This is a genomic window from Cupriavidus sp. SS-3 (genome assembly GCF_035818815.1).
Classification (GTDB): Bacteria; Pseudomonadota; Gammaproteobacteria; order Burkholderiales; family Burkholderiaceae; genus Cupriavidus; species Cupriavidus taiwanensis_C.
Genome location: NZ_JAYLVT010000007.1, coordinates 147,913 through 168,730 on the forward strand (window position 1 = coordinate 147,913; position 20,818 = coordinate 168,730).

The 20,818-nt window shown below is 69.4% G+C and carries 19 protein-coding genes; 9 read left to right on the top strand and 10 right to left on the bottom strand.

Going from position 1 to position 20,818, the window contains the following annotated elements; translation table 11 throughout:
- Nucleotides 1-69: 69 nt before the first annotated feature.
- The 3 genes from U9J39_RS13300 to U9J39_RS13310 all read left to right on the top strand — a co-directional run bounded on the left by U9J39_RS13300 (nucleotide 70) and on the right by U9J39_RS13310 (nucleotide 3,343).
- Nucleotides 70-246 (top strand): hypothetical protein, encoded by a 177-nt coding sequence (locus U9J39_RS13300; protein WP_172583656.1) that lies wholly within the window; start codon nucleotides 70-72, stop codon nucleotides 244-246.
- A 253-nt stretch (nucleotides 247-499) separates the two neighbouring features.
- Nucleotides 500-1,993: an amidase gene (locus tag U9J39_RS13305; protein WP_116314617.1), complete on the top strand. Its 1,494-nt coding sequence runs from the start codon at nucleotides 500-502 to the stop codon at nucleotides 1,991-1,993.
- Between the two features lie 45 nt (nucleotides 1,994-2,038).
- On the top strand, nucleotides 2,039-3,343 hold the full coding sequence (locus U9J39_RS13310; RefSeq protein WP_115712957.1) for an MFS transporter: 1,305 nt from the start codon (nucleotides 2,039-2,041) through the stop codon (nucleotides 3,341-3,343).
- Between the two features lie 27 nt (nucleotides 3,344-3,370).
- Here U9J39_RS13310 and U9J39_RS13315 read toward each other — a convergent pair whose 3' ends face one another.
- The 8 genes from U9J39_RS13315 to U9J39_RS13350 all read right to left on the bottom strand — a co-directional run bounded on the left by U9J39_RS13315 (nucleotide 3,371) and on the right by U9J39_RS13350 (nucleotide 12,879).
- Complete coding sequence (locus U9J39_RS13315) at nucleotides 3,371-4,141, bottom strand: sulfite exporter TauE/SafE family protein (RefSeq protein ID WP_326347262.1); 771 nt, start codon at nucleotides 4,139-4,141, stop codon at nucleotides 3,371-3,373.
- A complete protein-coding gene (gene pta / locus U9J39_RS13320) occupies nucleotides 4,138-5,169 on the bottom strand; it encodes a phosphate acetyltransferase (RefSeq protein ID WP_326347263.1) in 1,032 nt (343 codons plus the stop codon). The genes U9J39_RS13315 and pta overlap by 4 nt, the downstream gene beginning before the upstream one ends.
- A gap of 215 nt (nucleotides 5,170-5,384) precedes the next feature.
- Nucleotides 5,385-7,151 (bottom strand): sulfoacetaldehyde acetyltransferase, encoded by a 1,767-nt coding sequence (gene xsc / locus U9J39_RS13325; RefSeq protein WP_116314808.1) that lies wholly within the window; start codon nucleotides 7,149-7,151, stop codon nucleotides 5,385-5,387.
- A 402-nt stretch (nucleotides 7,152-7,553) separates the two neighbouring features.
- Nucleotides 7,554-8,729, bottom strand: coding sequence for a c-type cytochrome (locus U9J39_RS13330; RefSeq protein WP_326347264.1), 1,176 nt, complete (start codon nucleotides 8,727-8,729; stop codon nucleotides 7,554-7,556).
- A gap of 40 nt (nucleotides 8,730-8,769) precedes the next feature.
- Nucleotides 8,770-9,648: an ABC transporter ATP-binding protein gene (locus tag U9J39_RS13335; RefSeq protein ID WP_326347265.1), complete on the bottom strand. Its 879-nt coding sequence runs from the start codon at nucleotides 9,646-9,648 to the stop codon at nucleotides 8,770-8,772.
- Entirely contained in the window at nucleotides 9,642-10,721 is a 1,080-nt protein-coding gene (locus U9J39_RS13340) for an ABC transporter permease (protein ID WP_116379969.1), read from the bottom strand. The genes U9J39_RS13335 and U9J39_RS13340 overlap by 7 nt, the downstream gene beginning before the upstream one ends.
- A gap of 4 nt (nucleotides 10,722-10,725) precedes the next feature.
- Nucleotides 10,726-11,739, bottom strand: coding sequence for an ABC transporter substrate-binding protein (locus U9J39_RS13345; protein ID WP_115682771.1), 1,014 nt, complete (start codon nucleotides 11,737-11,739; stop codon nucleotides 10,726-10,728).
- 42 nt (nucleotides 11,740-11,781) lie between these two features.
- Nucleotides 11,782-12,879, bottom strand: a complete 1,098-nt coding sequence (locus tag U9J39_RS13350) for an LLM class flavin-dependent oxidoreductase (RefSeq protein WP_326347266.1) — start codon at nucleotides 12,877-12,879, stop codon at nucleotides 11,782-11,784.
- 190 nt (nucleotides 12,880-13,069) lie between these two features.
- On the opposite strand from U9J39_RS13350, the gene U9J39_RS13355 reads away from it, so the two are divergent.
- The 3 genes from U9J39_RS13355 (at nucleotide 13,070) to U9J39_RS13365 (ending at nucleotide 16,615) form a co-directional block, all read left to right on the top strand.
- On the top strand, nucleotides 13,070-14,281 hold the full coding sequence (locus tag U9J39_RS13355; protein WP_326347267.1) for an acyl-CoA dehydrogenase family protein: 1,212 nt from the start codon (nucleotides 13,070-13,072) through the stop codon (nucleotides 14,279-14,281).
- 106 nt (nucleotides 14,282-14,387) lie between these two features.
- On the top strand, nucleotides 14,388-15,005 hold the full coding sequence (locus U9J39_RS13360; protein WP_116314610.1) for a cysteine dioxygenase: 618 nt from the start codon (nucleotides 14,388-14,390) through the stop codon (nucleotides 15,003-15,005).
- Nucleotides 15,002-16,615 (top strand): rhodanese-related sulfurtransferase, encoded by a 1,614-nt coding sequence (locus U9J39_RS13365; RefSeq protein ID WP_326347268.1) that lies wholly within the window; start codon nucleotides 15,002-15,004, stop codon nucleotides 16,613-16,615. The genes U9J39_RS13360 and U9J39_RS13365 overlap by 4 nt, the downstream gene beginning before the upstream one ends.
- Before the next feature lie 68 nt (nucleotides 16,616-16,683).
- Here U9J39_RS13365 and U9J39_RS13370 read toward each other — a convergent pair whose 3' ends face one another.
- Entirely contained in the window at nucleotides 16,684-17,043 is a 360-nt protein-coding gene (locus tag U9J39_RS13370) for a type II toxin-antitoxin system PemK/MazF family toxin (RefSeq protein ID WP_326347269.1), read from the bottom strand.
- Entirely contained in the window at nucleotides 17,036-17,266 is a 231-nt protein-coding gene (locus U9J39_RS13375) for an antitoxin of toxin-antitoxin stability system (protein WP_115682765.1), read from the bottom strand. The genes U9J39_RS13370 and U9J39_RS13375 overlap by 8 nt, the downstream gene beginning before the upstream one ends.
- A gap of 309 nt (nucleotides 17,267-17,575) precedes the next feature.
- On the opposite strand from U9J39_RS13375, the gene U9J39_RS13380 reads away from it, so the two are divergent.
- The 3 genes from U9J39_RS13380 (at nucleotide 17,576) to U9J39_RS13390 (ending at nucleotide 20,815) form a co-directional block, all read left to right on the top strand.
- The gene (locus U9J39_RS13380; protein WP_116314607.1) at nucleotides 17,576-17,986 is read left to right on the top strand and encodes a cobalt-zinc-cadmium resistance protein; all 411 of its coding nucleotides are present in this window, start codon (nucleotides 17,576-17,578) and stop codon (nucleotides 17,984-17,986) included.
- Nucleotides 17,987-18,203: 217 nt separating this feature from the next.
- The gene (locus U9J39_RS13385; RefSeq protein WP_116314606.1) at nucleotides 18,204-19,652 is read left to right on the top strand and encodes a TolC family protein; all 1,449 of its coding nucleotides are present in this window, start codon (nucleotides 18,204-18,206) and stop codon (nucleotides 19,650-19,652) included.
- 2 nt (nucleotides 19,653-19,654) lie between these two features.
- Complete coding sequence (locus U9J39_RS13390) at nucleotides 19,655-20,815, top strand: efflux RND transporter periplasmic adaptor subunit (protein ID WP_115712969.1); 1,161 nt, start codon at nucleotides 19,655-19,657, stop codon at nucleotides 20,813-20,815.
- Nucleotides 20,816-20,818 lie beyond the last annotated feature (3 nt).

Consider the following 20,818-nt stretch of genomic DNA (forward strand, 5'->3'; position numbering starts at 1 on the left):
TGTGCCCTGATATGACGCACTGCACCAATTGAGTGTATACTGTAGTCATTCAAGGTCACGAGATTTGCCATGCAGTCCTCCGAACAACGCTACCTTTCGCAACCCGTCGGCCAGCAGTTGCTCGGCCACTTTGCCGCCCGCGATGCGGTGCGCCATGCCACCCCTCTGGTGCCGCTGCGGCTGCGCGATATCGGCCGCTTCTTCCGCGCGCTGGGCGGCCGCGCCCCGCGCCGCGGGCATTGCTGATCCTTGCTGACTGACGCGCGGCGGAGCTCCGCTGCGCGTTCTGGCTGTTCCGGCCTTCCTCCTTGGCACGCGTTCTGCGGGCCATCCTCTCCTGTCATCCAAAACTTGCGCACACCGCTCGCGGGTGCCCGCGCGCATTGTCCTTGCACTGCGCGCGATACGGAATATAGTATACCAACGCAGCCGAAGTACGCGTGAGCCCCTCATACGCCCCCACCGCGCCGAACGGCGCGGATAACGACAAGGAGCCGATGTGAACCTGCCCGACTGGACGACTGGCGGATTTCCGCCGCTATGGGAGGTGGCGCAGCGGCTTGCCGACGGCACGGTGTCGTCGGAGCAATTGGTGGACGCGTGCGAGGCGGCGCAGAGGCAATGGCACGGCATCATCAATGCGATGGTGCTGTCGGATTTCGACGCGGCGCGCGCGGCCGCGCGCGACAGCGACCGGCGCCGCCGTGCCGGCCAGGCACGCGGCGTGCTCGACGGCGTGCCGTTCTCGGTCAAGGAGTCGTTCGATGTCGCCGGCTGGCCGACCACCTGCGGCAATCCGGCCCTGCGTGGGCACGTGGCCGGGCGCGACGCGGTGGTGGTACAGCGGCTGCGCGATGCCGGCGCGATCTTGCTTGGCAAGACCAATGTCCCGCTTGGCCTGCGTGACTGGCAGAGCTACAACGCGATCTACGGCACCACGCGCAACCCGCACGATCCGGCGCGCACGCCGGGCGGCTCGTCCGGCGGCAGCGCCGCGGCGGTGTGCGCCGGCCTGTCGTTCTTCGACGTAGGTTCCGACATCGGTTCGTCGCTGCGCAATCCGGCGCACTACTGCGGCATTTTCTCGCTCAAGCCCAGCCACGGGCTGGTGCCGCTAGCCGGCCACGGCACCGGTGCCGCGCGCTTCGGCGAGCAGGACATCAATGTCGCCGGCCCGCTGGCGCGCAGCGCGCGCGACCTGGAACCGGTATTGCGCGTGATCGCGGGCCCGGACGGTGACGACGCGCTGCCATACCGCCTGCAGTGGCCGCAATGCCCGCACCGCCGGCTCGCCGACTTCCGCATCGCCGTGTTGCCCACCCATGCGCAGGCCGAAGCGGACGGCGAGGTCGCCACGCAGATCGGGCAGCTGGGCCACTGGCTGGCGGAGCAAGGTGCCCACGTCGGCTGGCATGAACGGCCGGACTTCGACGCCGGCGAGTTGTGGCATGCCTACGTGACGCTGCTGCGCGCCACCACCTCGGTGCACATGGATGACACGGCCTTCGCCGATGCGCTGGCCCGCAGCGCCACCGCCACCGTTGGCGACCGCGACTACGCGACCCTGCAGTACACCGGCGCGACGCTGCACCACCGCGACTGGCTGCGCCTGCAGGTGGCGCGCGAACGCTTTGCCGCTGCATGGCGCAGCTTCTTCACCCGCTACGACGTGCTGCTGTGCCCGGCCGCCGCCACCACGGCGTTTGCGCTCGACGAGGCCGGCGAGCCGTGGCAGCGCACGCTTAGCGTCAACGGGGCCCCGCAGCCGATGACCACGCAGTTGTTCTGGGCCGGCCACTCGGGTCTGTGCGGCCTGCCGTCCGCCGTGGCGCCGATCGGCCCCGGTGCCGGCGGCCTGCCGGTGGGCGTGCAGATCGTCGCCGGCCGCTACCGGGATCTCACCGCCTTGCGTTTTGCCTGCCTGCTGGAGGAAGCAGGCTATGCCTACCGGCCGCCGCGGCCGACCGCCTTGCCGGCGGCGCACCACACCTGATTACAACCGACCACAAACACATCACACACCACTGGGGAGGGGATCATGTTCGATTGGTTCCGTGATTTGTCGCGCATGGAGCGCAAGGGATTCTATGGCGCGTTCCTGGGGCATGCCGTCGACGTGTTCGACTTCATGATTTATTCCTTCCTCATTTCCACGCTGCTGGGGCAGTGGGGCATGAGCAAATCGACGGCGGGGGCGATCGTCACCTGGACGCTGGTGTCATCGCTGGTCGGGGCCATCGGAGCCGGCATCCTGGCCGATCGCTACGGCCGCGTGCGCGTGCTGCGCTGGACCATTATCGTGTTCGCGGGCGCGTGCTTCCTGTGCGGGCTGGCGCAGTCGCCGGAGCAGCTGATGGTATTCCGCATGATTCAGGGACTGGGGTTCGGCGGCGAGTCGTCGCTGTGCATGGTGCTGGTGACCGAGATGATCCGCAACCCGGCACACCGCGGCAAATACTCGGGTTTCACCGCGAGCAGCTACTCCTTTGGCTGGGGCGCGGCGGCGATCGTATATGCCATCACGTTCAGCGTGCTGCCGGCGGAGACGGCATGGCGCGTCTGCTTCTTCCTCGGCATCCTGCCGGCGCTGGTGGTGATCTACCTGCGCCGCAACCTGGAGGAGCCCGAGATCTTCCTGAAGAGCCGCGCCGCCGGCCACCACGGCTCGGCGCTGGCCGGGCTGGGCCGGCTGTTCCGCGGGCCGCTGCTGGCCAAGACGCTGCTGTGCAGCCTGCTGTCCGGCGGCATGCTGGGGGCGTACTACGCCATTGCCACGTGGCTGCCCACCTTTCTCAAGACCGAGCGCGGCCTGTCGGTGTTCGGCACCAGTTCCTACCTGACGGTCACCATCATCGGCTCACTGGCCGGCTACGTGGCGGGCGCCTATGCCACCGACCGCTGGGGCCGGCGGCTTACGTACATCGTCTTCGCGGCGGGGGCGTTCATCGCCGCGCTGGTCTACATGGTGATCCCGGTGTCCAATACATCCATGCTGTTCCTCGGCTTCCCGCTGGGCGTGCTGATGCAGGGTGTGTTCGCCGGCATCGGCGCAACCATCGCCGAATCCTATCCCAACGATATCCGCGCGACGGGGTACGGCGTCTCGTACAACGCCGGCCGCGTGATCGGCTCGCTGTTCCCGCTGTCGGTGGGGTGGCTCAGCTCGGGCCACACCTCGCTGCCGACCGCGATCGCGATCGTCGCGGGCGTCGGCTATGCGATGGTGGTGGTGGCCGCGGCACTGTTGCCCGAAACCACCGGCATGGACCTGGAGCAGGCCGGCGGCAGCGGCGACAAGGAAGACGCGGCGCCGCTGGGGCGGCCGGCGGGGACGGTGGCCTGAGAGCGAAGGGAGGACGCTGCCGGCACCTCAGCGCACCCACGCCGATATCGCCGGCAGCATCAAACTCACCCCGATCCCGATCAGCACCCCAAACGCGACCCGCCGCGTCGTGGTCGGCGATAAGGGCGGCGGAAAGCGCCGCCCGAGCAGCGTGGCAAGCACTACCACCGGCACCCCGATCGCGGCCTGCAGACAGATCGCGGCGTCCAGTTGCCCCTGCCAGGCCGAGAACAGCGTGCGCACGGACGAGGTCACGGTAAACACCAGGATCAGCGCGCAGCGGATTTCCACCGGCTTCATCGGCTGTCGGTAGAACTGGAAGATCAGCGGCGGCCCCGAGACGCCGAACATGCCGCTCAGCAAGCCGCCGAAAACGCCGCTCATGAAGAAGCTGCCGTCGCCGGAACGTTGCGGCAGCGGCTCGGGCTTGAAGGCGGCGCTCAGGCCGCCATACAGGATCACCGCACCAAGCAGCAGCTGCAGCAGGGTGGCGGCGGTACTGCTCAGGTATTCCAGCACCAGCACGCCGACCAGCACCGAAGGCAGGATGCCGATCGCCGCCGCGCCCACGGCGCGCCAGTCGATATGCTGGAACTTGCCGGGCAGCGCGCAGGCGCTGTTGGCCAGCGTCACCAGGCTGACCACGGCGGCCACGGTGGCTACCGGGGCCAGGCCCAGGCCGCTGGTGGCGCCCATCACGATCATGCCGAGGCCAAAGCCGGTCACCGTCTGGAAATAGGTGCCGGCACCGAGCAGGGCCTGCAGGCCCAGCAGCGGCAACAACAGTTCTGCCTTCATGCTGCCTGCTCGCCCTTGGTGGCTGTTTCCGCGCTGGCTTGCGCCTGGACCACGGTGACGGCGATCACATGGAAGACGTCGTCGGCGCTGCAGCCGCGCGAGAGGTCATTGGCCGGCTTGTTCAGTCCCTGCAGCATCGGGCCGATGGCCTTGGCGCCGCCGACGCGCTCGGCCAGCTTGTAGCCGATATTGCCGGCCTCCAGGCTGGGGAACACCAGCACGTTGGCGTGGCCGTTCACCTGCGAATGCGCGACCTTGCGCGCGGCGATCTCGGCGACGATGGCGGCATCGAGCTGCACGTCGCCGTCGATGGCCAGGCCGGGGCGCTGCGCGCGCACGCGTTCGGTGGCGGCCACGACCTTGTCCACGGCGGCATGGTGTGCGCTGCCGCTGGTCGAGAACGACAGCATCGCCACGCGCGGCTCGTCATTCAGCAGGGCGCGCGCGCTGTCGGCGGCGGCCATGGCGATATCGGCCAGGGCCTCGGCATCCGGGTCGACCACCAGTCCGCAGTCGGAGAAGATCAGACCGCCCTTGAGGGTGTGGAAGGGCTCGCACAGCATCATCAGGAAGAAGCTCGACACCAGCCGGAAGCCCGGCGCCAGCCCGATCAGCTGGATCGCGTTGCGCACGACGTCGGCGGTGGTGTGGGCGGCGCCCGCGACCGAGCCGTCGGCATGGCCGAGGCGCACCATCAGGTTGGCAAAGCACAGCGGGTCCAGCACGGCGCGCTTTGCGTCGTCGAGCGTCATGCCTTTTTTCTGGCGCAGCGCGAAGAGCTGCTGGGCGAAGGAGGGCGTCAGCGCCGAGGTGGCGGGATCGACCAGCGTCATGGCGTCGAGCGCGATGCCGTGGATGGCCGCGGCGGCGTTGATCTGGCGCGGCTCGCCAACCAGCACGATGCGCGCGATGCCTTCCTGCGTGGCGCGCTGCGCGGCCTGCAGGACGCGCGGGTCGTCGGCCTCGCACAGCACGATGCGGCGGGGCGCGGCGCGGGCGCGGTCGATGATGCGGAGGATGGGTTTCATGGTGGTTGGCTCGGTGAAACTGAAAAAAGGGCCGGAGCCCTTGTCATGCTGGTGGTTTGCTCCCCTCTCCCGCTCGCGGGAGAGGGGCAGGGGGTGAGGGCAGGCGGTGGCTATGCGAGGCGCTTCACTTCGTGGTTGCGCCCACCCTCACCCCGGCCCTCTCCCGCATGCGGGAGAGGGAGCACCCAATCGATATCGACAGGGTCCGACTTTGATCAGACGTAATCCTTGTACTTGTCCAGGTAACGCACCGGCTTGGCCAGCGCATCGCGGCGGAACGGGTCGCCCAGTTCGCGGGTGCACATGATCTCGATGATGGTGGTCTTGCCGTGGTTCATCTGCAGGTCGATGGCGCGCTTCAGTGCCGGGCCCACGTCTTCCAGGCGGTCCACCACGATGCCTTCCGCGCCCATCGCCTTGGCGATCTCGGCGAAGCTCTGGTTGTCGAGCTCGCCCGCGACGAAGCGGCGGTTGTAGAAGTCCACCTGGTTCTTCTTCTCCGCGCCCCACTGGCGGTTGTGGAACACCACCGCGGTCACCGGGATGTTGTGGCGCACGCAGGTCATGGTTTCCATCAGGCTCATGCCCCAGGCGCCGTCACCGGCGTACGACACGGCCGGGCGATGCGGCGCCGCGACCTTGGCGCCGATGATGGTGGGGAAGGCGTAGCCGCAGTTGCCCCAGCTCATCGCCGCGAAGAAGCTGCGCGGCTTCTCGAAGCGCAGGTAGCTGTTGGCGACCGAGTTGATGTTGCCGATATCGGTGGACACCATGACATCTTCCGGCATGGCCTTTTCCAGCTCGCGCAGCACCTGGCGCGGATGCAGGTAGTGGCCGCCGGTGGGCGTGCGCTCGTTCTTCTGCTCTTCGATCATGTCGAGCGAGTACGGGTCGCGCTCGTGGGTCCAGTCGTCCAGCTCCTTCTCCCACGCTGCCTTCTCGTTGGCGATTTCGGTGGCACGGCCGTCGCGGGTCGCATCGCAGGCGAGCGTGCGCCCGGCCAGGCGCTGGGTCAGCGCGATCGCGGCGGCCTTGGCGTCGCCGCAGATGCCGACCGAGATCTTCTTCACCAGGCCCAGCATCTTGTGGTCGGCATCGATCTGGATGATCTTGGCGGTCTTGGGCCAGTAGTCCATGCCGTGCTGCGGCAGGGTGCCGAACGGTCCCAGGCGCGAGCCCAGCGCCACCACCACGTCGGCGCGCGAGATCAGCTTCATCGCCGCCTTCGAGCCCTGGTAGCCCAGCGGGCCGCACCACAGCGGGTGGCTGGCGGGGAACGAATCGTTGTGCAGGTAGCTGTTGACCACCGGTGCGCCGAGGCGCTCGGCCAGCGCCTTGCATTCCTCGATGGCATCGGCCATCACCACGCCGCCACCCGAGATGATCACCGGGAACTTGGCGTTGGCCAGCAACTCGGCCGCTTCGTTCAGGCTCTGCTCGCCGCCGGGGCCTCGGTCAAGGTTCTGCGGCTTCGGGATCTCGGCGGTGATCTTGCCGTAGAAGTGGTCGCGCGGGATGTTCAGCTGGGTCGGGCCCATCTCGGCCTTGGCGCGGTCGAAGCAGCGCGCGGTGAACTCGGCCATGCGCGCCGGGTTGGTGACGTGGCCCTGGTACTTGGTGAACTCCTGGAACATCGGCAGCTGGTTGGCCTCCTGGAAGCCGCCCAGGCCGATACCCATGGTGCCGGCTTCCGGGGTGACGATCACCACCGGGCTGTGGGCCCAGTAGGCGGCGGCGATCGAGGTCACGCAGTTGGAGATGCCGGGACCGTTCTGGCCGATCACCACGCCGTGGCGGCCCGACACGCGGGCGTAGCCGTCGGCCATGTGGCCGGCGCCTTGCTCGTGCACCACCGGGATCAGGCGGATGCCTGCCGGCGCGAAGATGTCCATCGCGTCCATGAAGGCCGAGCCCATGATGCCGAACATGTCGGTCACGCCGTTGGCGGCCAGCGTTTCGACGAAGGCTTCGGACGGGGTCATGGTCTGCGGGCCGGCCGGCACCTGGCCGTCCTTCGCGGCGGCCGAGCCACCGGAAACGGCGGGATTCGAGGTGGTTTCGAGGTCGCGCATGGCGTTGTCTCCTGATGAAGGTGTTATAAAGTGGAACATGGCGTTCCGGAAAATTGCTTGTTGGGGGAAATGTAGGCGGAAGACTTCCGTTGGTCAATAGAAAGTTTTGATTTACGGAATGAAAATAACAAAAAATCGAGACGAAGCGTTGGGCCTGGTGCCTCATTCGGCATTTATTGGGGCTGGAATGCGGCAGTCGACGCCCAGGCAGCCATCGGTCGGCGCAACGAGGCCCAGCGGTGGTTGTAGAAAAAAAGCGGGAAGGTCAATCAGATGGACCGCACGCGAACGGTGCGGCCCGGTGACGGCTGCTCAGTGAATGAGGCCGCCCTTGACGAAGCGCACCGGCTCGGCGTCCATGCGCAGCAACAGCGTTGTCAGGCCGTCGGCGCCGGCGGAGGGGGGGCGTGGAGCGGCGGCCGCCGGGCCGGAGACGCAGACCAGGTCGGCGTCGGACCAGGCCCGGCCGGGGATGCCGCGGGCTCGCAGCCAGCCGGCGCGGTCGGCCAGCAGTTGCGTGCCGGCCAGGTCCGTGGGCGCCAGGCCGGAGATCGCCGCGACGGCCTGCCAGGCCTGCGCCGAGGCCGCGGTGCAGCCGGCCCGGAAGCGTGCCACCTGCGCCGGCGGGCGGCCGTCGGGCGTGAGCAGCACGGTCAGGAAGCGAGGATCGTCGAACGGCAGCGCGGTGGTGCCGTCAACCGCCACCAGCCGCACGCGCTGCCCGCCGCGCCATGCGGACAGGGCCACCGGCGCGGCGCCGGGGCAACGGACCGCCATCTCCGGCAGTTGCAGTGGCACGGGCCAGTTGCCCGCGCTGCCGCTGCCGGCCGAGAGCGCCTTCATGTAGTCGATCACGGCCCAGGCCTCGCCGTCGCCAAGCCGGTCACGGAAGGCGGGCATGGTGGGCTGTCCGTGGCGGTCGCGCATGCCGGCCAGCACGTGCCAGAACAGCTCGCCGTCGGCGCGCCGTGCCAGCAGCGGACCGGCCAGCGTGGGCGGCCACACCGCCAGGCTGGCGGCGAGCGGTCCTTCGCCGCGCCCGTCGGTGCCGTGGCAGGCGGCGCAATGCTGTGCATAGACGCGCGCGCCGAGGGCGATGGTGTCGACGGAAAACCGTGCCGGGCTGGCGTGGAAGCTGGTGGGCGCGGCTGGCACCAGCAGCAGCGCTGCGCTGGGCCACGGAGCCGCTGCCAGCGCCAGCGCGCCGGCCGCCACCAGCACGCCGCGGCGGCGACGCCAGGTGAGCGCCAGCGCCATGGCCAGCACGGCGACGGCCACGGCGCACAGGGTCAGGCCGACCTGGCGGGCAAGGCCGAGGTCGATCAGCAGGGTCTCGCCGGCGATGCGCCGCGCCCATGGCCAGGCGGGCTGGCCGTGGCTGTCGGCGGTCAGGCCCAGCGCATGCCAGAGCCAGAGCAGGCCGCGCTGCAGCGCCTCGACCAGCACCAGCAGCGCATTCAGCCATGCCTGCGGCGGCGGGCCGCTCATTGGCCGGCCCGCGCGCGGAAGGTCGGCGCCATGCGTTGCATTACCAGCTGGCGTCGAGTCCCAGGTGGCGCAGCGCCTCATGGCGCAACGCGGTCAGGCGCGGATCGCCGCGATGTCGGGGATAGGGAAGGTCGACGCGGATCTCGGCCGCGATGCGCGCGGGGCGCTGGCTGAACACGATGACGCGCTGCGCCAGGAACAGCGCCTCTTCCACGTCGTGCGTGACCAGCAGCGCCGAGAAGCGCGAGCGCTGCCACAGCTCGACCAGGTCGCTCTGCATTGCCAGCCGCGTCAGTGAATCGAGCTTGCCCAGCGGCTCGTCCAGCACCAGCAGCCGCGGATCGTTGACCAGCGCGCGCGCCAGTGCCACGCGCTGCGCCATGCCGCCGGACAGCTGGTGCGGGAAAGCGCGCGCGAACGATTCCAGCCCGACCCGGCGCAAGGCGTCGTCGACGCGATGGCGCTGCTGCGCGAGGATGCCCTGCGCCTGCAGCCCGAGCGCGACGTTGTCCCAGACACGGCGCCACGGGTACAGCGTGGGATCCTGGAACACCACGATGCGCGACGGGTCCGGCTCGGTAATCGGCACGCCGTCCTGCAGGATGTCTCCCGACGTGGGCTGCTCCAGGCCCGCGACCAGCCGCAGCAGCGTGGACTTGCCGCAGCCGCTGGGGCCGAGCAGGGCGACGAATTCCCCCGGCGCGACGTCGAGGCTGACATCGTCAAGGACCTGCAGCCGCTCGTTGCCATGGCCCAACCAGTGGCTGACCTGCCGGATATCGATACGGGCGCCAGTTCGTGCTGTCGAGTCCTCACCTGCCGCTGCGTTAACTCCCCTCTCCCGCTTGTGGGAGAGGGGAGCCTTCTTCAAGCGCGGAAAAGACCCCGATGCCTTCAACCGCTCCACCACGCTCACCATTTCACCGTCCCCTTTTGCCACGACAACACCCGGTCGCGCGCGGCGAACAGCAGCGTGATCACGCCCGAGAACAGCAACGCCATCACGATCAGCGCCGCATACATGTTCACGTACGAGGCCCAGCCCTGGGCCCAGGTCAGGTACCAGCCCAGGCCCGACTTCACGCCCATCATTTCCGCGGTGACCAGGACCGAGAACGAAGCGCCGAGCCCCATGAACAGGCCGACGAACACCTGCGGCAGCGCCGCCGGGATCGCCACGCGCAGCACCAGGAACCAGCCCGAGGCGCCCAGCGTGCGCGCGACGTCGTAATAGCTCTTGTTGACGCCGGCCACGCCCGACCACGTCAGCACCGCGACCGGGAACGCCGTGGCCAGCGCGATCAGGAACACCGCGGCGGAATAGCTCGACGGGAAGAAGTAGAAGGTCAGCGGCAGCAGCGCGGTCGAGGGCAGCGGCCCCAGCACGCGCAGCACCGGATGCACCCAGTAGCCGATGCGGCGCGACCAGCCGATCGACACGCCCACCAGGAAGCCCGCGAGTCCGCCGTACGCGACGCCCAGCCCCAGCAGTTTCAGCGTGTTCAGCGCACTCTCGCCCAGCCGCGGCCAGTCGTCCGCGTACACCTCGATCAGCGCTTGCGGCGGCGCGAAGAAGGGCGTGGGCAGGATCGCGGTCTTGGCGGTCAGGATTTCCCAGGCCGACAGCGCGACGGGCAGCGCCACCAGCCACGGCCCGGCGGTGCGCAACGCCGCCAGTGGGCGTTGCGCGGTCCGGGCCCGCTGGCCGGCCAGCGCCACCACGGCCAGCAAGACCGCGCCGGCCAGCGCGGCGATGCCCAGTTCCGCGGTATAGGCCCAGTCGCTGAAGCCCACGGCCTGGTTGGGCCATTGCCATGTCAGCGCACCAAACGCGGCCCACGCCAGCGCGGCGAGGATGCCGGTGGCCCAGATCGGGCCGGCGTGGCTGGATGCGGCTGCGGCTGCGGCTGCGGCTGCGGTCGCGTGCGATGCGGGCGCCGCAGAGGGCTGGCGCCCGAGGCCAGGCTCGAGCGCGCTTTGGCTTGTGGTCATGGCATTACCCCAGCACGTTGGCGTAGACATGCTGCGCCAGGCGTTTGGCATCGGTGGACTTCTTCAGCACGCCGATGCGGCGGAAATCGTCGGCATAGAAGGCGATCTCGTCGCGCAGGTCGACGCCGGTCGGGTGGTGGGTATAGGTCAGCGTGGCGTAGAGCTTGCGCAGGTCGTCCGGATTGATCTTGGGCGAGTACTTGGCGAACACCTTCGCGGCCTCGTTGGGATTCTCGTTGACATAGTCGGTGGCCTGCACGATGGCGCGCGCCAGCGACGTCGCCGCGGGGCGATCGTTGCGCACCAGTTCGCCGCGCGCGCCGACCACGCAGCAGACCTTGCGCGCGTATTCGCCGGTGAGGTTGGTGGCCAGTTCCACGTAGGCGCCGTTGGTGCGCTTTTCCAGCAGGTAGAGATTGGGGTCGCCGTCGGCGATGGCCTGGATCTCGCCCTTGTCGACCGCCACGCCCAGCAGGTCGGCCGGATACTGGCGCCAGGTGACGTCCTTGTCGGGGTCGATGCCGTGCTTGGCCAGCAGGATGGTGAAGAAGTGCTTGCCCGGCGCCGCCAGGTCGCTGACGCCGACGGTCTTGCCCTTCAGTTGCTGCAGCGTGGTGACCCCCGCGGCCTTCGCCCCCACCAGCCGCACGCAGCCCCCGTGCGAGCTGCCGATGATCTTGACGTCGAAGCCGGCTTCGAGCGGCTTGAGCCAGCGGTGGATCATGCCGACCGCGGCGTCGGCCTTGCCGGTGGCGATCGATTCCAGCAACTGGTCGGTCGAGCCGCTGTAGTTGATCAGGTCGACCTGCAGGCCGTTCTTCTCGAAGAAGCCTTTCTCCTGCGCCACCACGACCGGCGTCAGGCAAAAGGAATTCTGGTTCCAGGCAAAGGTCAGCTTGCGCGGCGCCGACCAGGCTTGCCGGCCAAGGATCAGCGCGGGCGCGGCCACGGCCGCGGCGCCGGCAAGCCGCAGCACGCGGCGTCGGCGCGGGTCGGCATGGTTAAGGTTCTGGCTCATGTGGGATTCCCGTCTTCGTGGTGTGGTGGGGTGGGGATGCGCTCAGGCGGCCTGGCGCTGTGTCCCTTGCGCGGCGTCGTGCTGCGCCACCAAGGCACGCACGCGCGGGATCAGTTCGCGGCCGTAGTCGACGGCGTCTTCGAGCGGATCGAAGCCGCGGATCAGGAAGGTGGTGACGCCCAGTTCGTAGTAGGCCAGCAGCGCCTGCGCGACCTGCTCGGGCGTGCCGACCAGCGCGGTGGAGTTGGAGCGCCCGCCGGTCTCGCGCGCGATCGCGGTCCACAGGCGCTGGTCGACGCGGTCGCCTCGCTCGGCCGCCGCGAGCAGGCGGCGCGCCCCCTCGCTCTGCTGCGGGCCGCCGCGGCTGTAGCCGGCCTGTACGCGCAGTGCGCGGGTGCGTTCCAGGATGCGGTCGGCGCGGGCCCAGGCCTTGTCCTCGGTATCGGCCAGGATCGGGCGGAACGATACCGAGAAGCGCACCGTGCGGCCGTGGCGCGCGGCTTCGGCGCGCACGCGTGCGGTCAGCTCGCGCACCTGGTCGAGCGATTCGCCCCACAGCGCGTAGACGTCGGCATGCTTGCCCGCGACCGCCAGCGCGGCGGCCGAGGCGCCGCCGAAATAGATCGGCACATGCGGCTGCTGCGCGGGCTTGACCTCGGAGAAGCCCTGGGTAAAGCGGTAGAACTCGCCTTCATGGTCGAACGGCCTGGCCTCGGTCCAGATCCGGCGCAGGATGTGCAGGTACTCGTCGGTGCGCGCATAGCGCTGGTCATGGTCGAGGAAGTCGCCGTCGCGCTGCTGCTCGCTGTCCGAGCCGCCGGAGATGACATGCACGCCCAGGCGGCCGCCGCTGAACTGGTCGAGCGTGGCGATCTGGCGCGCGGCCAGCGTCGGCGCGGTAAAGCCGGGGCGATGCGCCAGCATGAAATGGATGCGCTCGGTCACGCTGGCGGCGTAGGCGATGGTCAGCGTCGCCGATGGTCCGGTGGAGTGGTGCGGCACCAGGATGCGGTCGAATCCGGCCTGTTCATGGGCCTGGGCAAACGCGCGCACGTAGTCGCGATCGATCACCGGACCTGACGGGGGATGGATCTCGGATTGCTTCTGGCTCTGGATCATGCCGATGAAATCGACGCTCATATGCGTTCTCCTGGAAGTCGGTGTCGGGCGGGATTGGGCTGAGGCAGAAAGTACGACAGCGGCGCGGCTTCGCTAACGAATAAAAACGACGCTCCATATTCAATAAGCATCGTTTTCGCCGGGCCACGGCGGCGCTACGCTAGGCGGCATTCGATGCGCACTGCGCTGATCTTTTCCGGAGTCCTGTTCCATGTCTTCGACGTCTGCCCTGCGCCGCCTGCCAGGCAGCGATGCGCGCCTTGGCGAGTCGCTGGCGGCGCTGTCGGCGCGCTTTGCCGGCGACGCCGGCGCGCACGATGCCGCGGCCAGCTTCCCGCACGACAACTTCGTGCTGCTGCACGACCATGGCCTGATCGCGCAGGTGGTGCCGCGCGCGCACGGTGGCGGCGGCGCGGGCCTGGCGCAGGCGCGCCGCATCGTGGCCGCGCTGGCCGGCGGCGACGCCGCGACCGCGCTGGTGCTGACCATGACCTACCTGCAGCATCGCGCCATTGCGCGCACCGATTCGCACTGGCCGGCGGCGCTGCGCGAGCAGGTCTTCGCCACCGCGGTGCAGGAGGGCGCCTTGATCAACTCGCTGCGCGTGGAACCGCAACTGGGCTCGCCCGCGCGCGGCGGCCTGCCGGCCACGGTGGCGACGCGCGTGGCCGACGGCTGGCGCATCAGCGGCCGCAAGCTGTACAGCACCGGCATCCCGGCCTTGCGCTGGCTCGCGGTGTGGGCGCGCACCGACGAGCCGCAGCCGCGCGTGGGCGTGTTCCTGGTGCCGGGGCCCGCGGCTGGTATCGCCGGCGTGCGCATCGTCGAGAACTGGAACCACCTTGGCCTGCGCGCCTCGGGCAGCCACGAGACCGTACTCGACAACGTCTGGATTCCGCCGGACCACGCCGTCGATATCCGTGCGCCATCGGCCTGGGCGCCGGCCGGCGCCAGCCAGGCGGACGCTGACGCCAACGCCGACCAGCAGGCCTGGATGGTAGTGCTGCTGGGCAGCCTCTATGACGCGGTGGCGCGCGCCGCATCCGCCTGGCTCAACGACTTCGTGCGCGAGCGCGCGCCCGGCAGCCTGGGCGCGCCGCTGGCCACGCTGCCGCGCGTGCAGGAGGCCGTCGGCGAGATCGCCGCGCTGCTGCGCGTCAACCAGGTGTTGCTCGACGACGCCGCGGCGCGCACCGACGCGGGCGAGCCGCCGGCCATTGCCGACAGCGGCCTGCTGAAGTTCACCGTGACCGGCAATGCCATCCGCGCGGCGGAGCTGGCGCTGCAGCTGTCGGGCAACCATGGCCTGAGCCGCCACCACCCGCTCGAGCGCCACTATCGCGACGTGCTGTGCAGCCGCATCCATACGCCGCAGAACGATTCGATCCTGCTCGCCGCCGGGCGCGCGCAACTTGGCGTGTAAGCGCCACCGTGCCCGCCGTGCTATGTTTGCGGGGCCAGCGCCCCGCAGAGGGCGCATGGCCGGCCCCGGCGGCCGGCAACCACAACGAGACACCCGGAGCATTCCCATGGGCAGTTCCCCCGATCCGAACGCGCTGGCACCGCTGCGCGATTTCATCACCGGCCTGGCCGCGCTGCTCGACCAGCATCCCGACGAGCCCCGCATCCTGCGTGAAGGCGGGGCCTTGCTGGCAAAGCTGGTCGCGCGCGATGACTGGCTGCCCGAAGCGTGGGCCCGGCCGCACCCCGAGTACTACCAGCAGCACCTGCTGCATTGCGATTCCGCCGAGCGTTTTTCCATCGTCAGCTTTGTCTGGGGACCGGGCCAGCGCACGCCGATCCACGACCACACCGTATGGGGCCTGATCGGCATGCTGCGCGGCGCGGAAGATGCGCAGGCGTTCGCGCTCGACGCCGCCGGGCGCCCGGTCGCCAGCGGCGCGAGCGTGCGCCTGCTGCCCGGGCAGGTCGAAGCCGTGTCGCCGGCCGTGGGCGATATCCACCGGGTCAACAACGTCTACGACGACCGCGTCTCGGTCAGCATCCATGTCTACGGCGCCAATATCGGCGCGGTGCGCCGCTCGGTCTACGCCGAGGACGGCACCCGCAAGCCCTTTGTCTCGGGCTATTCCAACCAGACCCTGCCCAACCCGTGGGACCGCTCCCGCGATTTTGCCCAGTCATGACCAACGTTTCCGCTACGCCGGCCTTTCCGACGGTTTCTCCCGAAGCCGTGCGCAACGCCTTGCGCAACCGCGACGAAATCGCACTGATCGACGTGCGCGAGGAAGATCCCTTCGCGCAGGAGCACCCGCTGTGGGCCGCCAACTTCCCGCTGTCGCGGCTGGAACTGGACGCGTGGGCGCGCATCCCGCGCCGCGATACGCAGATCGTGGTCTACGGCGACCATGCCGGCGCTGACCTGGCGCCACGCGCGGCGGCGGTGCTGCAAGGCCTGGGTTATACCCGCGTGCATCTGCTGGAGGGCGGGCTGCGCGCATGGATCGAGGGCGGCGGCGAGGTGTTTCGCGACGTCAATGTGCCGAGCAAGTCGTTCGGCGAAGTGGTCGAAGCCGCCCGCCATACGCCGTCGCTGGCGGCCGAGGAAGTGCAGGCATTGATCGACAGCCGCGCCGATGTGGTGATCGTCGATGCGCGCCGCTTCGACGAGTACCAGACCATGAGCATCCCCACCGCCACCAGCGTGCCGGGTGCCGAGCTGGTGCTGCGCGTGCGCGAGCTCGCGCCCGATCCGCGCACGCGCGTGATCGTGAACTGCGCGGGCCGCACGCGCAGCATCATCGGCACGCAATCACTGGTGAACGCGGGGATCCCGAACCCGGTGGCGGCGCTGCGCAACGGCACCATCGGCTGGACCCTGGCCGGCCAGCAGCTGGAGCATGGCGCCAGCCGCCGCGCCCCGGCCGCGGTCGGCGACGCCAACCGCGACAGCGCCCGCCGCGGCGCGCGCGAGATCGCCGACCGGGCCGGCGTGCGGCGCATCGCGCTGGCGCAGCTGGACACGCTGCAGGCGCCCGGGCGCACGTTGTACCGCTTCGATGTGCGTACGCCGGAGGAATTCGCCGACGGCCACCTGCCGGGTTTCGTCAACGCGCCGGGCGGGCAGCTGGTGCAGGAAACCGACCACAGCGCGCCGGTGCGCGGCGCGCGCATCGTGCTGGCGGACGATGACGACGTGCGCGCCGGCATGACGGGATCCTGGCTGGCGCAGATGGGCTGGGAGGTCTGGGTGGTGGAACCGGTGGCCGCGTCGGCGCGCAGCGAAACCGGAGCGGTCGCCGCGCCGGTGCCAACGCCAGCGCCCGTCGCCAGCATCGGCACGGCGCAGCTGGTCGCATGGCTGGATGCCGGTGACGGCAACACCGCCGTGCTGGATTTCACCACCAGCGCCAACTACGTCAGGCGCCATATCCCGGGGGCGTACTTTGTCATTCGCGCCCAGCTGGCCGACGCGCTGGCCCGCATCCCGCGCCCGCAGCGCTACGTGCTGACCTGCGGCAGCAGCCTGCTGGCGCGCTTTGCCGCCGCCGACCTGCGGCGCCTGACCGATGCGGAGGTGTTCGTGCTGGAAGGCGGCACCCAGGCGTGGATTGCCGCGGGGCTGCCGCTGGAGAGCGGCGAGACGCACCTGGCCTCGGAACGAACCGACCGCTATCGCCGCCCCTATGAAGGCACCGACAACCCGCGCGAGGCCATGCAGGGCTACCTGGACTGGGAGTTCGGCCTGATCGCGCAGCTGGAGCGCGACGGCACGCATGGGTTCAGGGTGGTGTAGGGCGGCTGCATGATATGCAGTGACGCTGCATATCATGCAGCGACGCAGCCGTCCTGCGTCGCTGCGGCCTACAGCCGCAGCAGCAGGCGCATGGCCTCTTCCACCTTGCGCAGGTGGTTGGGGGCCAATGTCACCACCGGATGGCTGCCCAGGAAACGGCGATTGGATATCGCGCGGACCTGGTCGATCAGAAGATCCGTTTCATGGGCCAGCCCCGGCAACTTCCCCAGCGCCACCCGCAGGGGAAAGCAATCCTCGGGCTCGATCTGTGATGTCCCGGGCACGACGATGGTGGTCGGATGGCCGGCATCGTTGAGCAGGTCTGTTTGCAGCACCAGCGCTGGCCGGTTGCGCTTGGCCGGCTCTTCCCGGTGGGTCTGGGGGTTGAGATCGACCTCCCAGACCTGTCCCCGCCTCAGCTCAAGCAAGGCCGTCTCCGGCGGTGCCGTCCATCTCTTCGTTGGCGGCCAGGTGCTTCGCCCCTAACTTGCGCGACAGCATCGCGATACGGTTGCCCATCTCGCGCTCGTTTTTCTCGCGGACGGCGTCGCGGATGTAGTCCGACGTCTTCTGGCCTGCCGCCGTCGCCAGCGCGCGGGTTTGCTCGGCCAGTTCTTCGCCTGCGCGGAATGACAGGGTCGTGCCTTGCATGAGTGGCTCCGACAATGGGTAATACGCAATTATACGCTCATTTGTCACGCGTTTCTGTATTACAAAGTTGCAGACGATAAACTCTTTAGCCGCTGGTCAAAGGGTCCATGAAGCCTACGGAGCCGGGGCAATAGCGGGGTAGGGGACAAGTCTGAAAGGCCTGCAAGGCGCGCGATCTCTCTACAGCAAGGGAACGAACGTAACGATTCCCTGTCAATCGTAATCGTTCAGTTACAATGCTGTCCTGCAGCATCCCGGTGGCCGTGACACACCCTGGTCCCCGGCGATGCCGTCAATGCCCCCGACCCAATGCGACTGTTGTTCCTGCTGCTGACTGCCATGTGCCTGTCGCTGCTCTCCTTTGGAGCAGCGGCGGACGCGCGCGCGGCGTTGCCAGGGTCGCAGCAGGCGGGGGTGGACCTGATCGACATGGCGGCGGCCCAGCCCGTCGACGATCTGGGCCGCATCGTGGTGCCCGGCGACGACGGGCTGCACGACGACGATATCTGCGATGACCCGCCCCCCGGGTACTGCAATATCTGGTCGGCCGACCTGCTCGATCCGCTCGACCTGCTCGACGAGATCGAGGAATCCAGCGCGCTCTTTGCATTACCCCCGGTGAAGCTGCTGCTGCCCACCGGCGACGTGGCCCAGCGCCCGCCAGGCCGCGCCGATCCGCCGCCTTCGGCCTTTTTCCGGCCGCCCATATTCCTGGCCTGACCGCTTTCCTGCGCCCGCATCGCGCGTGCTGCCGCATGCAGCCGCCCGGCCGCGGGCCGCGCCCCTTTGCCTGATATCGCCAGCCTGCCTGCCGCCTGACCGCGCGGGCATGCCGCCGCCGTTGTGCGTCCTGCCGTGACCGCGTCCCCGTGATGGCGTCACCCGGGGCGGGCGGCAGCGTGGCGAAAGGCAGACGTACTGCTTGCATTCCCGACTCATGACAACAACCAAGCTGACCCTGATCGCGTCGCTTTCGCTGATGGCGCTTGCCGCGGCCCCGGCCCAGGCCGGAGCCCAAGGCGAGACCTCCGCGAAGGCGACAGACCTGGCCGGTGCCGCGCCCGCGGCCCGCGCACCGCTGTCCAAGCCGGCTGCCGCGCCGCTGCCGGGCGCCGCCATCCTGGCGGCCGCCGCCGTACCGAAGACCGCTCCTGCCGGCGCCGCTGCCGCCGGACCCGCCTACTCGCTGCCCCAGTTGCTCGACCTGGCCCAGTCCACCAACAAGGGCGTGGCCGCCGCCGAAGCCAATGTCGATGCGGCCAGCGCCGCCATCAGCAGCGCCCGCGCCTATCCGAATCCGCAGGTCGAGGTGATGTATGGCCGCATGTCCGGCAAGCAGCCGGGCGTGGCCAGCGGCAATGCGCCCAGCTATGCGGTGGTGCAGAAGTTCGATTATCCGCACCAGCGCAGCCTGCGCGAGGCCATGGCGACCCGCGGGCTGGAGTCGTCGCAGGCGGTGCGGCAGGGCTTCCGGGCCGACCTGGCCGCGCGCGTGAAGACCGCCTACTACGACGTGCTGCGCCGCGAGAGCGAGTTGCACGCGGCCGAGGAAGACCTGGCGATGATGCGCCAGATCCATTCGCGCGCGCGCCTGCGCGTGGAGGTGGGCGAGGCCCCGCGCTACGAGCTGATCAAGGCCGAGACCGAACTGCTGGCGTCGCAGAAGAGCCAGCAGACCGCCGAGCTGCGCGTCAACCAGGCCAAGGCCGCGCTGCGCCAGCAGGTGGGCGGCGCCATGCCGGGCCAGTATTCGCTGGCGGGCATGCTGGGCCAGTCGCCCGACGTGCCGCCGCTGCAGGCGCTGCGCGACACCATGATCGCCGGCAACGCCGAACTGGTCCAGCGCCGCACGGAGCTGGAGCGCGCGCAGCTGGGCGTGGACTACCAGAAGTCGCTGCGCTGGCCGGAAGTGGCACTGCGTGCCAGCACCGACCGCCAGCCTGACAACAACGTCTCGCAGATCGGCCTGATCCTGACCATCCCGCTGTGGGACCGCCGCGGCGGTCCGGTGGGCGAAGCCACGGCGCAGGCCACCCAGGCGCGCAGCGCGCTGGAGATGCGCGAGTTCGAGCTGACGCAGGAACTGGAAGCGGCCTACCGCCAGTACGAGATCAACCAGGCCCAGGTGACGGCGCTGGAGTCCGGCATCGTGCGCGAGGCCGAGTCGGCGCTGGGCGTGGCCGAGGCCGCCTACCGCTTCGGCGAGCGCGGCATCCTGGACTACCTCGATGCCCAGCGCGTGCTGCGGGGCGCGCGCAATGAGCTGATCGCCGCGCAGTACGACCTGCAGCTGGCCGCGATCCAGATCGAAAAGCTTATGTCGACCGCCCCGGGCGCCACCGCCGCGCCGGGCCTGCAGCCGACGTCCAACATCGAACAGAAATAACCATGCGTCCCAATTTCCTGCTTTCGCTGACGGCCGCCGCCGTCCTGACGTTCAGCCTGGCGGCCTGTTCCGACAAACCTGAGCCGGTGGCCGAAGCGCCCAAGCTGCCGCCCGGCGTGATCCAGCCCGAGGGCAACCTGCAGAAGGGCCTGAAGGTGGCACCGGTGGCCACGTCCCCGTTCAGCGAGATGCTGCGCGTGGCCGGCCGCGTCGATTTCGACGAGCAGCGCGTGTCGCGCATCGGCGCCAGCGTGACCGGCCGCGTCACCGACCTGTATGCCACGCTGGGCCAGGAAGTGAAGGCCGGCCAGGTGCTGGCGCGCCTGCACAGCAGCGAGCTGGGCGCGGCGCAGATGGCGTTCCTGAAGAGCGAGGCCCAGACCGAGCTGCAAGGCCGCAACGCCGAGCGCGCGCGCCAGCTGTTCGCCGCCGACGTGATCGGCCGCGGCGAACTGCAGCGCCGCGAGAGCGAACTGGCGATCGCCTCGGCCGAGATGCGTGCCTACCGCGACCAGCTGCGCGTGCTGGGCATGTCGGCGAGCTCGATCGCGCAACTGGCCAAGAGCGGCAGCATCAACTCGCACTCGCCGGTGTATTCGAGCATCAGCGGCACCGTGGTCGAGCGCAACGTGGCGCAGGGCCAGGTGGTGCAGCCCGCCGACGCGCTCTATACCGTGGCGGACCTGTCGCGGGTATGGGTGGTGGCCGAGGTGCCCGAGCAGCAGGCCGCGCAGGTGGCCGAAGGCCAGAGCGTCGAGATCGAGGTGCCGTCGCTGGCCAACGGCGCCGGGCGCCAGACCATTACCGGCAAGCTGATCTACGTGGGCCGCACGGTCAACCCGCAGTCGCGCACGGTGCTGGTCCGCACCGAGCTGGAGAACCGCGAGGGCCGGCTCAAGCCTGCCATGCTGGCGAGCATGCTGATTGCCGGCAAGCCGGTCGACCAGCTGGTGGTGCCGGCGGCGGCGGTGGTGCGCGACGGCAATGACGAGCTGGTCTATGTCGAGATGCCGGGCAACAAGTACCGCCTGACCCGCGTCAAGCTGGGCGCCGAAAGCGACGGCATGCGCGTGGTCCAGAACGGCGTGAAGGCCGGCGACCGCATCGTGGTCGAGGGTGCCTTCCACCTGGACAACGAGCGCAAGCGCCTCGAACAAGGGTAATCG

Coding starts and splice junctions, on each gene's coding strand:
- U9J39_RS13310 (WP_115712957.1), top strand. CDS start 2,039: ATGTTCGATTGGTTCCGTGATTTGTCGCGCATGGAGCGCAAGGGATTC.
- U9J39_RS13335 (WP_326347265.1), bottom strand. CDS start 9,648: ATGGTGAGCGTGGTGGAGCGGTTGAAGGCATCGGGGTCTTTTCCGCGC.
- U9J39_RS13345 (WP_115682771.1), bottom strand. CDS start 11,739: ATGAGCCAGAACCTTAACCATGCCGACCCGCGCCGACGCCGCGTGCTG.
- U9J39_RS13385 (WP_116314606.1), top strand. CDS start 18,204: ATGACAACAACCAAGCTGACCCTGATCGCGTCGCTTTCGCTGATGGCG.
- U9J39_RS13360 (WP_116314610.1), top strand. CDS start 14,388: ATGGGCAGTTCCCCCGATCCGAACGCGCTGGCACCGCTGCGCGATTTC.
- U9J39_RS13300 (WP_172583656.1), top strand. CDS start 70: ATGCAGTCCTCCGAACAACGCTACCTTTCGCAACCCGTCGGCCAGCAG.
- U9J39_RS13350 (WP_326347266.1), bottom strand. CDS start 12,879: ATGAGCGTCGATTTCATCGGCATGATCCAGAGCCAGAAGCAATCCGAG.
- pta (WP_326347263.1), bottom strand. CDS start 5,169: ATGAAACCCATCCTCCGCATCATCGACCGCGCCCGCGCCGCGCCCCGC.
- U9J39_RS13375 (WP_115682765.1), bottom strand. CDS start 17,266: ATGCAAGGCACGACCCTGTCATTCCGCGCAGGCGAAGAACTGGCCGAG.
- U9J39_RS13330 (WP_326347264.1), bottom strand. CDS start 8,729: ATGAGCGGCCCGCCGCCGCAGGCATGGCTGAATGCGCTGCTGGTGCTG.
- U9J39_RS13390 (WP_115712969.1), top strand. CDS start 19,655: ATGCGTCCCAATTTCCTGCTTTCGCTGACGGCCGCCGCCGTCCTGACG.
- U9J39_RS13355 (WP_326347267.1), top strand. CDS start 13,070: ATGTCTTCGACGTCTGCCCTGCGCCGCCTGCCAGGCAGCGATGCGCGC.
- U9J39_RS13365 (WP_326347268.1), top strand. CDS start 15,002: ATGACCAACGTTTCCGCTACGCCGGCCTTTCCGACGGTTTCTCCCGAA.
- U9J39_RS13340 (WP_116379969.1), bottom strand. CDS start 10,721: ATGACCACAAGCCAAAGCGCGCTCGAGCCTGGCCTCGGGCGCCAGCCC.
- U9J39_RS13315 (WP_326347262.1), bottom strand. CDS start 4,141: ATGAAGGCAGAACTGTTGTTGCCGCTGCTGGGCCTGCAGGCCCTGCTC.
- U9J39_RS13380 (WP_116314607.1), top strand. CDS start 17,576: ATGCGACTGTTGTTCCTGCTGCTGACTGCCATGTGCCTGTCGCTGCTC.
- xsc (WP_116314808.1), bottom strand. CDS start 7,151: ATGACCCCGTCCGAAGCCTTCGTCGAAACGCTGGCCGCCAACGGCGTG.